The sequence below is a fragment of the Flavobacterium frigoris genome (genome assembly GCF_900111075.1).
Classification (GTDB): Bacteria; Bacteroidota; Bacteroidia; order Flavobacteriales; family Flavobacteriaceae; genus Flavobacterium; species Flavobacterium frigoris.
Genome location: NZ_FOFZ01000008.1, coordinates 147804 through 161587, shown reverse-complemented (window position 1 = coordinate 161587; position 13784 = coordinate 147804). Strand labels below are relative to the sequence as shown.

Below are 13784 nucleotides of genomic sequence, written 5' to 3'. Positions count from 1 at the left end.
AATTTAGAGGCGTGAGAAACATTGAGTTTTTCCTTTTTAGGCTAACTAATATATATGCCTAATTTTTGCTACTCCACAGGTTTTCGTTATGATCCGGTGAATTCATCGATAAGACTGTCTTTTGTGGCATCGGTGATGTGCAGTGACGTAATTACAAACAGGCAAAAACCGAGTAGGTTAGCCGATATGCTTAATATATGTTGGGAGGTTTTGTTGTCCAAAATTTATTTGTTTAAAGGAGCAACAGTTCACATGATTATAAAATACTTTAGGTTAAACCATAAACGCCACAAAGTAAAAGTTACGACGCAGCACTATGAATCCGTCACTTGCATTAGGCAAGTATTTAGGTATTTACTGCAATCGACTATAAATGTATAAAAAAACTACAACCTTCTCGAGCTGTAGCTGTTTATTTTAAACTTGACGAATCATAAAGCAAAAGCCTAAGACAAGTTATCGGATTTATAAATTTAGTTTAATGCTCTTGCATCTCACTTTTACGTTTTTTTAACTGTATTTCTAGATCTCTAATTGTTTCAGCGGCCGCAGCTTCAAAGCTATCTTCATTAGATGAGGCAAATATTCGTGGACCAGGGCAACTCAATAGAACTTCGCATATCTTACCTTTGCCGTAAGTTTCTTTTTCTTCTTTAAATTTAACATCAGCTCGAATAATCCAATCATAGTGTTTTTCTAACTGTTTTAATTTTTCGGTCACTAAAGCATCTGCTGTATTTTTCGTTTCTGCTTGTACAAATTGAGTATTTATTTCCATGGTTACTATTTTTTTTAATGTTAGTATTATCGAAAAAAAGGACTGCTATAAAAGGCATTTTAAATGCGAAATATGAAATTCGAGCGCTATTCAAATTTACGCATTAAATTCATAAAAGTAAAATTTAGAATGTTAAACAAACTAAAAATAAAAGAAAGTGATTTATTTGACTCGATATTTGTTGGATTTAAAAAAAGCAATTAATCTGGGATTAATAATTGTGCGATAGTCTACAAAGCAAGGTCTAGCTCTTTTATTTGTTTTTCGAAAGTTAGCGCATATTGATAACCATAATCAAAAATTTCATCGGCTCTTTTTAGATTAAAAAGGCTAAATTGACTCATGTTTGGTGGTTCGATGTATAAAGTACAACTGTCTATTTTACTTTGAACAGAACTTTTCATCGCCAAATGAAAACAGCGGTCAACAATGTTATTCATATGCACTTGATCGACCTCTTTCTTGATTGAATTTACATAACTTCCTATAATAATATCGCATTGCCCAGTTAACGGTTCAGTAGGGAAATTATTGAGTACGCCACCATCTACAAATAAAGTGTCATTGTAATTTACAGGTTGAAACAACAATGGAATACAGGAAGAAGCCATCAACGCTTGGGAAAGGTTTCCAGATGAAAAGTAAACCAGTTCTCCTTTTAAAATATCAGTAGCAGCTATGTACAGTGGTATGTTGAGGTCCTCAAAAGAATCAGTGGAAAAATATTCTTTATAAATATCATGAAATCCTTTCATCGCAAACAGACCCTGTCTCTTTATTAGAATATTAGAGAAATTAAAGATCTGTCCTTTCTTTAATATGCTTACGATTTCAGGGATTGAATAGCCTGATGCATAAAATGCGCCTGCAATCGCTCCTGCGCTAGTTCCTGAAATATGTGTGGGTACAACTCCAAATTCTTCCAACGCTTTTAAAACTCCTAAATGGGCAATTCCTCTGGCGCCACCTCCTGATAAAACAATGCCGATTTTACGTTTCATTTGCCAATCTTAATATTAGTATTTTTTAACTTTATCACTCAAAGTAGATGCAATGCGATGGGTGAGCAAGTCTCTTTTTATCCTATTGAACTAATGTAAATAAAAAAGACTAATTAGCAATGCAAAACATTGATAATTAGTCTTTATGTAGTTGATTAATTCTATTTTAAATTGAGAATTCCGTTTGCAATGTATAGAACCGCCTTAATTTAAAGTTCAATAAAATCGGCTGTTTTTGGCATGCTATTCATTGTTTTCATTGCTATTTCAGGAGTTGGGTTGGCTATTTTTCGTAGTTTTGTATCCATCCAGGCACCGTCAACAGTTATTGTAGCACATACTTTATCATCTGCATTTTTGAATTCATGTATAATAGACCAACGGGAAGCATCAGGTCTCATTTTCGAGATTTTAGTATGCATAAATATAGTGTCTGAAAGCGCTATTTCATTTCTGAAAACGCATTCTTCTCTAAAGAGTATTGGGCCAAAATGATTGGCCTGTAAAACTTTCATGGTCAAGCCAAGACTTTCCAGAATCTCGATACGATGCTGCGCACCAAAATCGTAATACACGCTGTGACGCACATGGAAATTTGGGTCTAAATCTGACCAACGAAAGGACAATTGTTTACTGAAAGATGTCATTGTAATTATATATTAAAAAGTTTAAATTCAATTTTTATTAATTGTGGTTCTTTTGTCATAAAAAACAATTGTAAAACAGTGCATATTTGTAGTTGTTTGCTCTGAATATGGTTTTCTATAAAACGAATGCTCCGCAAGCGTAAATATAGGAAAAAACAAGAGTTTTGATAAATTTTGTTCTTTTGAATTTACAAAGTAATCCTTTTTTTATTTTAGGAGGCAATGTCAATGTTTTGCTTCTACCATTTTTGAAAAACGACTAAGTTATGTACTTTTTTGGAACGATTAGTACTAACAGAAAAAAAGCAAGTAGGGGAAAGATTTTAAAACTATATTTGCGCCCTTGGTATTTTAGCCAAGATTGATCCCTGTTTTTATGATGACGAAAGATGAAATAATGCCTAAAACCGCAATAACTTCAGATGAAATTGATAGATGCATCGCCATATTGGCACAATTAAATTCGAATACCGACGAGATATTCGATATTGAGAAAGACCAGAGAACGGCCTTAATCAAAGCGGCAGGAATGTTTTCGCGACCGGATCGAGACGAACTTTCCCGACGTAAAAAAGACGGAAGGTTAGTCGCTAAACGCAAAAAAGAAAAGCAAGACAAAACTGCCCGCAAAGAGACCGGAATACGACACGCCCGGGAAGCGAGTATATTTATAGCGCCAAAACTATTGGCGTTTAATGATCTCGCCAATAAAGAACAATTAGAACTGGAAACGCCCAGAAATTGTTACGTATGTAAAGCCCCATTTACAAAAATGCACCACTTTTATGATACGATGTGTACGGACTGTGGAGATTTTAATTATGCCAAACGTTTTCAAACTGCAGATGTAAAGGGACAAATAGCAATTATTACTGGTTCTAGATTAAAAATAGGATATCACATTACCTTAATGCTTTTACGTGGAGGAGCAACTGTTATTGCGACGACCCGTTTTCCTGTAGATTCGGCTTTGCGTTTTTCTAAAGAACCAGATTTCATGGATTGGGGACACAACCTGAAAATTCACGGGTTAGATTTACGACACATTCCTAGTGTAGAGATTTTTTGCAATTTTATAGAACAAAAATACGAGCGTCTCGATATTCTTATTAATAATGCAGCTCAAACGGTTAGAAGACCAGCTGGATTCTATACTCATTTAATGGCAAACGAAGAGCGCCCGATAAGCGCCTTCCCAAAGCAAGCACAGGATTTATTAATGGATCACACCGATTGTTTGCAGGAATTAAAAGTATTGACCACAGGAGCTTCTTCTAATCAAAATATGCCGGTGACTTGGCATGGACCAGAACCTGGGATTGGTTTACGGGCTTCCGCCAAATTATCTCAGATTCCGTATAGTTTTGACAATACGCTTGCAGCAAATGAAGTGTTTCCAGAAGGAGAGTTGGATGCCGATTTGCAGCAAGTGGATTTAAGAAAGACAAACAGCTGGCGTTTGCGATTGGGACAAATTGAAACGACAGAAATGATTGAAGTGCAACTGGTGAATTCAGTAGCGCCATTTGTGTTGTGTAACCGTCTTTCGGAAATAATGAAGAAAGACAACACGGGACAAAAACACATCATCAATGTTTCGGCAATGGAAGGAAAGTTTCATCGCTTTTTTAAAGAAGCTCGCCATCCCCATACTAATATGGCCAAAGCGGCATTGAATATGCTTACGCACACCGCCGCAGGCGAATTAGCAAAAGACGGAATCTTCATGAATGCAGTGGATACCGGTTGGGTAACCGACGAGGATCCTGCAGAATTAGCTAAGAAGAAACAGGAACTGGAAGATTTTCAACCGCCTCTCGATATTGTGGATGGTGCAGCGCGCGTAATGGATCCTTTGTTTGACGGCATAAATACTGGAAAACATTGGTGTGGAAAATTCTTGAAAGATTACAATCCGATTCCTTGGTGATAAATAAAGGATTCCATTTTTAGAATTATAATACGCTTTCTTAACGGGTTGCTACTGCATCATAAAGTATCCTTTTTTTGATTTTTTGTGAGTACAAAATCTCTAGCTTCACCGACTTCATAAATACTTTTTTTATTGGGTGACAGTGAACTTAGTTTACATTACTATGTTTTTCATTTTGCAGTATTATGATTCATTTCTCAGGACATCAGCATTTTAAAATATAGAATCACCCTTACCTTATAATTTTGCAGTTTCCGAAGCCATATGTTTTTAATAGAAAATCATACAAGAATCGAGGTGCGTAACTTAATTATATTTTGATTTTCTAGTGGGCACAAACCTAATAATTGCGTGGTTGATAACGGCTATTTAAATTTATAGATAGCAGCGTCCATAAGGGTTTTTAACAAAAAAGGTCAAAATGTGATATTTATATTTTTTAAATAAAAAACTTATTTTATTAAGGTTTCTTTAACAAAAAAGAATAGCTTTGGTCACTGCAATATATTAAAAACCCAAAAAAACTATTTATGAAATTTAACCAATTTTTTTTAGGCGTACTATTTATGATAATAGGACCCACAGTTATGAATGCCCAAACAATCAAAGGGATTGTGACGGATGAGAATGGGCAAGCGCTGCCTTATTCAAATGTTGTTGATAAAGAAACTTCTAATGGTGTTACCACGGATGGGAATGGTAATTTTGAAATTAAAGTAAAAAGTTTTCCGGTTACTTTAATCGCTAAATATGTGGGATTTCAAAATAAAAGTATTGAGGTAACTAGTGCTGGTGCTGCTATCATTTTTAAATTAGATCCTAATAACAGTTTAGATGAGGTTGTTGTTACCGGAAACAGATCAAAAGTGCGAAGTGTATTAAACTCGGCTGTGCCAATTGATAAGTTGTACGCTGAAGATCTAAAATCAAGTGGACAGGTAACTTTTGATAAAATGTTAGCCTATAAAATCCCTTCATTTAATTCAAGTACTCAAGCTATTTCTGACGCAACTGCGCATTTTGATCCGGCTGATTTACGTGGTTTAGGGCCAAGTCGTACCTTAGTTTTGGTAAACGGAAAAAGAAAAAATCAAAGTGCATTAGTGTACATAAATGATACTCCAGGTAAAGGAGAGGTAGGAACAGATATGAAAAGTATTCCTTTTTCTGCTATCGAAAGAGTGGAAGTACTGCGTGACGGAGCTTCTTCTCAATACGGATCTGATGCAATTGCAGGAGTAGTAAATATTATCCTTAAAAAGCAAACTAATTTTACAGAAGTAAACCTCACATCTGGAGTAACTTCAGAAGGAGATGGTTTCAATTTTGGAGCAGATTTAAACTCAGGGTTTAAAATTGCGGACAAAGGTTTTGTGAATTTTAATCTTTCGTATTTGGATCAAAAGAAAACCAACAGAGCTGGAAAGCCAGGAAAAGACGATTTATTTGAAGATTCAAAGGAACCACAATGGGCCGACTGGTTAAGTAGAAATCCGGATTTAGGGATGACTATTGGACAGCCTGATTCTAAAATGGGAGCTTTAGTAGTTAATGCGGAATACCCACTTTCTGATAAAACTACGCTTTATGCTTTTGGAGATGTTAATATTAGAAAAGGAACCAGTTTTGCTTTGTATAGAGCTCCGTACTGGGTTTCAGATCCAAACAATTTATTGCACGAAGCAGGTACAACTTATAATGGATTCCAACCTACATTTAATACAGATGTATTCGATAATCTAGGATCTATTGGAATAAAATCAACTGTGTTTGGTTTTAACGCAGATTTCAGTTTAACGGCTGGCTCTAATAAGGTAGATTACACAGTAGGAAATACATTGAATGTATCTTTAGGAGCAAACAGTCCTACTGAGTTCAATGTTGGGGGATATTCTTTTAGCCAGTTGGTAGGTAATGCTGATTTTAGCAGAACTTTTGACAAAGTAACTTTCGGGTTTGGAACAGAATTAAGAAAAGAACAGTTTGAAGCTAGAGCGGGTCAGGAAGAGTCTTATGCAGGAGGTGGAGCACAATCATTCCCTGGATTACAACCTGCCAATGCATTAAAAAAAGATCGTAATAACTTTGGTGTATACACTACTTTAGATTACGATATGACAGAGGCTTTTTTAATAGGAGGATCTGTAAGATATGAGAACTATTCAGATTTTGGGGATAATGTTTCTTGGAAAGTAAACTCTCGTTACAAACTTAATAATGATGTTGCTATACGTGCTTCATTTAGTACAGGATTTAGAGCTCCAGCTTTGCACCAAATTTACTTGAGTAATATCCAAACTCTTGTTTCTGGAGGTACAATTTCTAATCAAGGAACTTTTAATAATGTGGATCCAGCAGTTATAGGTTTAGGAGTTCCTCAACTGCATGCTGAGAAATCACAAAATATTTCAACAGGTATTACTTTTAGATCAGGGGCAAATTTTTCGGCTTCGCTTGATTTCTACCATATAAAGGTAAAAGACCGCGTATTGTTTTCTGGAGAGGTTGGCTTTGACGGAGATGACACAACGACAAACCCAGTTGAACAGGTTTTAATTGCTAATGATATTACAAGTATGAAGTTTTTTATAAACGCAGTTAATACAATAACTAAAGGTGTTGATGTAGTTTTGAATTATAAAAACTTAGAAATAGGAACTGGTAGACTTGGACTTAGTTTAGCATCTAATATTGCTAATACTAAAATTGACGGACAAATTGCTACACCATCTATTTTGAAGACTAACGGATATGATATTTTCAACCGTAAAGAGCAAGGTAGAATTCTAAGTGCTAGACCTAATACAAAAGTACTGTTAGGGGCTAATTATGATTTAAAAAAAACAACTTTTATGTTTAATAACACTTATTTTGGCGAAGTTACTTGGCAACACGCTACTGATATCTCGAAAGATCAAACTTTTGCAGGAAAGGTTATTACGGACTTAGGTGTTGCTTATAAATTTACAAGTACGATATCTGCTAATGTGATGGTAAACAATTTATTCAATGTGTATCCAGACAAATTGGATCCAAAAGGAGATGTTGTAACTGATTTGGGAGGTCGTTTTAAATATGCTTGGGAAGTAAATCAATTTGGATTTAGCGGAACTACATTTACAGCGGGATTAAACTTTAAGTTTTAAAGGTAGATTACCAAAGACAAAAAAAAACGGGATTTATTCCCGTTTTTTTATGCCTTTATTTTTCTTTTATTGTCACACAATTAAGAATGTGCATCATGGTATGGAATGACTCGGTGTATACAAAGAGAAAATTAATTTGGGATTTTTTCGATTACAATGGCATCTCCTGCTGTATCAAAATAAGTGCAGGTCATTTCGATGATGTCCACACGCCATTTAGCAATTCCAGATTGGGCTGCTTGTTGGCAAAAAGTAAAATAATCAGTTTGTCCGTCTTGATGCATTACCAAAAACTCTATAAAACGTTCTTTATTTGCATTTGAAGCAATCTTAATTACATCGTATTTTTTATCAGTGCTCGCGGAATAGTCATTGTCTCCATAGTAGGCAACACGCCCGTCGTTGACAATCGTATCATATCCTTTTACACCTAAATTGATTAAGTCTTGTATGTAATTTGGAAAATCAGCTCCAGTTTGCACTTTATCATGTGCTTTTTTAATTTGTTCTAGGGTAAACATGTTTTTTACTTTTATTTTTTGAGAGTTCAAAGATAGTTTAATATACTTTAATTGTGGATTTGTTAGCAATTGTTCTAAAGCCAGAATGTGGTTTAAATAATGTAATCGTTTATTTAATTATTTAAAAGGATGTTGAGGTACTTGGAGACTGTTTTAAATTATAGTTTCTCCATTTAAATCAGTTGTAAGAACAACACTTAGGTAGTCAAAAAAGGGTCGGACAGATTGAAATATTTCGTTTGCCTTGAAAACAAACTGAGGATCAATTACTTCTTGATCTGTAAAATTATGTCTCAAGATAAATTGTTTGTGCCGAATTAAATCGATGGCTTCATGGTCTTTAGCAAATCCTCTTGGTGACGTAGGAACTTTATTCCCTGCTAATTCCACAAAATTATCCTTTATCGATTTTGAGTTTAAAATTTTGCGCCACGTTGCTGAATTAAGTTCGATATCTTTTCTTATTCTTTTCAGATCATCTGAATTAGGGGAGAAAAAACCACAAGCTAGAAAATTATTAGCAGGCTGTATATGCAAGTAGTAGCCACCTCTTTTTGAAGTTGTCGCTCTTTGTAGACCTAATGCGAATCGAGGCTTGTAAGGAGATTTGTCTTTACTGAAGCGGACATCGTTATAAATACGATACAAACTTTTCTTTCCAGAACCGTTTTCAATGGCGTCATGCGCGTTCATTAACGTTATTAGTTGGTCTGCAAACGCAATAATGTTGCTTTGTGCTGCTGTGTATTGTGTTTTATTTTCGGTAAACCAGTCTCTATTGTTGTTCTTTTCTAGATTTTTTAAAAAAGTAATGCTGCTTGATGCGATAGTGTGGTTTTCCATTTTTTTAATGTTTCGGGTTATTATAGTTTGATTTGAAAGGGTAAATCCCAAAATTAGGCAACTTTTTTATTGTCTAGAAATGGATAAAGTTAAACTTTTCTTGTTGTTTTTTTGAATGTAACGTTTAGGGCTTATTTTTACCAAGAGTTTAAATATCAAATTAAAAGATATATAAACAATTTTGTTTACATTTTTAGTATTAAAACGATTGACATTATAAAAGGAATTCACCCCGGAAAAATGGTCGAGCGGGAATTGAAGAAAAGGAACATCAATAAGAGGCAATTTGCGCTTTGTATTGATGAACATCCTCAAACTCTTGGTGCGATTATAAAAGGCAGTAGGAGAATGAATGTTGATTTGTCGCTTAAAATAGAGGAGAAGCTGGAATTTGAAGAAGGGTTCCTGATGACTCTCCAAGTTTTTTACGACATTAAGGAAGCCAAGAAGGATAGTAGTTATAAACCGGATCTTTCTAAATTTAGAAAAGGAGTATTTTGGGATACTACTTTTGATAGAATCGATTGGAAGTTGATGAAAGTTTCGATTGTGAAACGCGTTTTCGCTTACGGTAATAAAATAGAGCAAGAAGAAATTATACGTTTTTACGGGAAAGAGGAAGTTTCTAAAATTAATTTATTAAATCCTGAATGACTAACAAGATAGCTTATGTATTGGAATACAGTTTCGCCATTGCTAAAGTAAATTGAATCAGCAATCCCTTAGCCCTGATCGCAGCGGCATCCTTTATGTTCTTTCTTTAAGAACATAAAGATACAGCGGAGAGCAGGAATAGCTTCTAAATACTAATATTGAAACTGCCAACTGAATTTTATCGTTTTATCAATGACAGTCAGCCTAAAATGTCATCTTGGCAGATTATTTTCCGTCATTTTAACAAAAACTGACAATTTATTAGCCCCTGTTGTATTGGCATAGTGATTGACTTATGCACCATGAGTCATTAAAATAAGTATACATTATAATTAAATATAAATAAAAATGGGTAAAATAATCGGAATTGATTTAGGTACGACAAACTCTTGTGTTTCTGTAATGGAAGGTAATGAAGCAGTTGTTATTCCTAACGCAGAAGGAAAAAGAACAACACCATCTATCATCGCTTTTGTTGAAGGTGGAGAGATTAAAGTGGGAGATCCTGCAAAAAGACAAGCGGTAACAAATCCTACCAAAACAATTGCTTCTATTAAACGTTTTATGGGTCATTCTTTTAGCGAAGTTTCGGCTGAGACAAAAAGAGTTTCTTACAAAGTAGTAAAAGGGGACAACAATACACCACGTGTGGATATTGATGGTCGTTTATATACTGCACAAGAATTGTCAGCAATGACTCTTCAAAAAATGAAAAAAACTGCTGAAGACTATTTAGGTCAAACAGTTACTGAAGCAGTTATTACAGTTCCTGCTTACTTTAATGATGCACAACGTCAAGCTACGAAAGAAGCGGGTGAAATTGCAGGTCTTAAAGTTATGCGTATCATCAACGAGCCAACTGCTGCTGCACTTGCTTATGGATTAGACAAAAAAGGAACTGATCAAAAAATTGCTGTTTACGATTTAGGTGGAGGTACATTTGATATCTCTGTTCTTGAATTAGGAGACGGAGTTTTTGAAGTATTATCTACAAATGGAGATACTCACCTTGGTGGAGATGATTTTGACCACGAAATTATTGACTGGTTAGCTGACGAATTTAAAGCTGCTGAAGATATTGATTTACGTTTAGATCCAATGTCATTGCAACGTTTGAAAGAAGCTGCTGAAAAAGCTAAAATTGAATTGTCTTCTTCTACTGAAACTGAAATCAACTTACCTTACGTAACTGCTACAGCTTCAGGACCAAAACACTTAGTTAAAAAATTATCTAGAGCTAAATTTGAGCAATTAACTGATTCATTAGTAAAACGTTCTATGGCACCAGTTGCTAAAGCGTTGAAAGATGCAGGTTTATCTGTTTCTGATATTGACGAAGTTATCCTTGTAGGAGGATCTACTCGTATGCCAAGAATTGCTGACGAAGTAGAAAAATTCTTTGGTAAAAAAGCGTCTAAAGGAGTTAACCCTGATGAAGTTGTTGCAATTGGAGCAGCTATTCAAGGTGGAGTTCTTTCTGGAGATGTAAAAGATGTATTGTTACTTGACGTTACACCTTTGTCTTTAGGTATCGAAACTATGGGTGGTGTTATGACAACTCTTATTGAGTCTAATACTACTATTCCAACTAAAAAATCACAAGTATTCTCTACTGCTGCAGATTCTCAACCAACAGTTGAAATTCACGTATTGCAAGGAGCTAGAGCAATGGCTGCTGATAATAAAACTATTGGTCGTTTCCATTTAGATGGTTTACCACCAGCTCCAAGAGGGGTTCCACAAATTGAAGTAACTTTTGATATTGATGCTAATGGTATCATCAAAGTTTCGGCAACTGATAAAGGAACTGGAAAATCTCACGATATTCGTATCGAAGCTTCTTCTGGATTAACATCTGAAGAAATTGAAAAAATGAAACAAGATGCTGAAGCTAACGCTGAGTCTGACAAAGTTGCAAGATCTAGAGCTGAAAAATTGAACGAAGCAGATGGAATGATCTTCCAAACTGAAACTCAATTGAAAGAACTAGGAGCTAAGTTATCTGACGAAAACAAAGTTGCTGTAGAATATGCATTAACTGAATTGAGAATGGCTCACCAATCTCAAGACATTCCTGCAATTCAAACTGCACTTGATAACATCAATGCTGCTTGGAAAACTGCTACTGAAGCAATGTACGCTCAAGGAGAACAAGGTCAAGCTGATGCACAGCCACAAGCTGAAGCACAAGGAGATGATGTTCAAGATGTAGATTACGAAGAAGTAAAATAATTATTTACGGTAGATATAGGCTTCAGCTTATTTCTAATATATAATACAAGAAACCGAGCTAGAAATAGCTCGGTTTTTTTATGGGTTTTTTGTTGTTTTTTTATGCATCATTTTCAGAATTACTAATACATGTGGAAATGTGATAGCTGCAAGAAAAGAGAAAAACAGAGCATTAAATATTTCTTTATCTCTAAATAGGAAATAGAGAAGTAAGATTCCTAATAATGAAGCCAGCCAATAAGCAAAGGCGTTCCTACAATAGGCTATAAAGTTGCTAAAAGTAAATGAGCCATAAATAAATTTTATTTGATCTAAAATAGAAGGAATACTATGCCAAATAATAAAGTAGATTGCAAACCCCCAAATTAAACTCGAAGTTTTAAAGAGGATGGCAAAAACTAAAAGTAAAAATAATTCTGTCTGTAATTTTTTTCGAAAAGATTCAAATTTCCAATAAAAATAAGCGCTTATACTTAGAAAGATCAATCCGCTAGTCAAGAGGATTTCATTTATATATAACGTAGGGACTTTAAATCTTATGATCTCAGTTACGATCACTTTGACTTCATTGGAATGAAGGAAAAACAATAAAAATAATATAACGATTCCGTAAATGAAAGGATAAACAATCAGGATGTATTTTGATACTTTAAAATCTAAATAGAACCCTTGCTGATCGCCAAAGTGAAAGGAGCTAACTAAAATAAACAGAAGCAAGGCTACCATCGGTATCAAATAGAATAATAATAATCCAAATAGGACTACAATAACATAGTATAGAAATATTTTTTTAGATGAAATTTTGTTTGTAGAGTTTTTCATATTCTTAATCAAAAGCAAATCATTAGCGCCATGTAGAATTCCGAAGGTGAAAATGAGTGAAAAACCAACTATTATTTGTACTTCTTTAGAAAAGAGGGAGTTGAGCCACAGGCAAAAAAAGCTTGCTATGATTGGAATATTCGAATATTTAAGCATATGTACTTTAATTTTTGTTAAAATTAGGAAAAAAAATTAAGAAAAAACATTTTGTTTGTCTAACTATTATTATATTTACATAAACAAAAAAGAATTTAACCTTAAATTTTAACTATGACAAATTTTATGTTTATTTCAGGAATGGTCTCAAAGCTATCTCCTACAGACTATGTAGGGTTTACTTTTTTCGTAGGATGCATGGCAATGATGGCCGCATCTGCATTTTTCTTTTTATCACTGAGCCAGTTTGACAAAAAGTGGCGTACTTCAGTGTTGGTTTCGGGTTTAATTACTTTTATTGCAGCTGTTCATTATTTCTACATGAGAGATTATTGGGCTGCATTTGGTGAATCACCTACTTTTTTCCGTTATGTTGACTGGGTATTGACGGTGCCATTAATGTGTGTTGAGTTTTATTTAATATTGAAAATAGCAGGAGCTAAGCAGTCTTTGTTATGGAAAATGATTATCTATTCTTTAATAATGTTGGTTACAGGTTATTTTGGAGAAGTTGTAGATACAGCGAATGCTTCCATCTGGGGGGCAGTTTCAGGATTAGCTTACTTCGCAATTGTTTATGAAATATGGTTAGGAGAAGCTTCAAAACTAGCGAAAGCTGCAGGGGGAAACGTACTTGCTGCACACAAAATATTATGTTGGTTTGTACTTGTAGGTTGGTCAATCTACCCATTAGGGTATATGATGGGAACAACTGGGTGGTACAACGGAATAGTTCCTGCTGGTAATATTGATGTTGTCTACAATATCGCAGATGCAATCAATAAAATTGGTTTTGGATTGGTAATTTATACATTAGCTGTAAAATCACAAACAAACTAAAAAAAAATATTTTTTTTTGTTTATTAAAGCCGAGCTAGAAATAGCTTGGCTTTTTTGTTTTACTCTAAAACATGATTTATCTCATAAAACAAAAGAAGCAGTGTTAATATCTTTGTTTCCATTATGAACTATTAGTAATTTTCGTCAGTACTTTTTTCAAAAACGTTAAGGTAGTATTGATTGAAAAAAGTTTTTTGTAATATTACCGTAT

The 13784-nt window shown here is 34.4% G+C and carries 11 protein-coding genes; 5 read left to right on the top strand and 6 right to left on the bottom strand.

Annotated elements, in window-relative coordinates:
- Positions 1-478: 478 nt before the first annotated feature.
- The 3 genes from hpf to BMW63_RS12135 form a co-directional block, all read right to left on the bottom strand.
- Positions 479-778, bottom strand: coding sequence for a ribosome hibernation-promoting factor, HPF/YfiA family (gene hpf, locus BMW63_RS12145; protein ID WP_074723736.1), 300 nt, complete (start codon positions 776-778; stop codon positions 479-481).
- Between the two features lie 230 nt (positions 779-1008).
- Positions 1009-1779, bottom strand: a complete 771-nt coding sequence (locus tag BMW63_RS12140) for a patatin-like phospholipase family protein (protein WP_074723735.1) — start codon at positions 1777-1779, stop codon at positions 1009-1011.
- A 209-nt stretch (positions 1780-1988) separates the two neighbouring features.
- Entirely contained in the window at positions 1989-2426 is a 438-nt protein-coding gene (locus BMW63_RS12135) for an acyl-CoA thioesterase (protein WP_074723734.1), read from the bottom strand.
- A 379-nt stretch (positions 2427-2805) separates the two neighbouring features.
- Between BMW63_RS12135 and BMW63_RS12130 the strand changes: the two genes are divergently transcribed.
- A complete protein-coding gene (locus BMW63_RS12130; protein WP_074723733.1) occupies positions 2806-4356 on the top strand; it encodes an SDR family NAD(P)-dependent oxidoreductase in 1551 nt (516 codons plus the stop codon).
- 533 nt (positions 4357-4889) lie between these two features.
- A complete protein-coding gene (locus BMW63_RS12125) occupies positions 4890-7505 on the top strand; it encodes a TonB-dependent receptor (RefSeq protein WP_074723732.1) in 2616 nt (871 codons plus the stop codon).
- A 131-nt stretch (positions 7506-7636) separates the two neighbouring features.
- Here the strand turns inward: BMW63_RS12125 and BMW63_RS12120 are convergent, their stop codons facing one another.
- On the bottom strand, positions 7637-8026 hold the full coding sequence (locus BMW63_RS12120) for a DUF1398 domain-containing protein (RefSeq protein WP_074723731.1): 390 nt from the start codon (positions 8024-8026) through the stop codon (positions 7637-7639).
- A 153-nt stretch (positions 8027-8179) separates the two neighbouring features.
- Positions 8180-8869 (bottom strand): DUF2461 domain-containing protein, encoded by a 690-nt coding sequence (locus tag BMW63_RS12115; protein WP_074723730.1) that lies wholly within the window; start codon positions 8867-8869, stop codon positions 8180-8182.
- Positions 8870-9124: 255 nt separating this feature from the next.
- Between BMW63_RS12115 and BMW63_RS12110 the strand changes: the two genes are divergently transcribed.
- Positions 9125-9523 carry a helix-turn-helix transcriptional regulator gene (locus BMW63_RS12110; RefSeq protein ID WP_245744952.1) on the top strand — a complete coding sequence of 133 codons (399 nt, stop codon included), beginning with the start codon at positions 9125-9127 and terminating at the stop codon, positions 9521-9523.
- Positions 9524-9871: 348 nt separating this feature from the next.
- Complete coding sequence (gene dnaK, locus BMW63_RS12105; RefSeq protein WP_074723729.1) at positions 9872-11755, top strand: molecular chaperone DnaK; 1884 nt, start codon at positions 9872-9874, stop codon at positions 11753-11755.
- Between the two features lie 78 nt (positions 11756-11833).
- Here dnaK and BMW63_RS12100 read toward each other — a convergent pair whose 3' ends face one another.
- On the bottom strand, positions 11834-12733 hold the full coding sequence (locus BMW63_RS12100; RefSeq protein ID WP_074723728.1) for a Brp/Blh family beta-carotene 15,15'-dioxygenase: 900 nt from the start codon (positions 12731-12733) through the stop codon (positions 11834-11836).
- A gap of 114 nt (positions 12734-12847) precedes the next feature.
- Between BMW63_RS12100 and BMW63_RS12095 the strand changes: the two genes are divergently transcribed.
- Positions 12848-13573: a bacteriorhodopsin-like gene (locus tag BMW63_RS12095; protein ID WP_074723727.1), complete on the top strand. Its 726-nt coding sequence runs from the start codon at positions 12848-12850 to the stop codon at positions 13571-13573.
- The last annotated feature ends 211 nt before the right edge of the window (positions 13574-13784 follow it).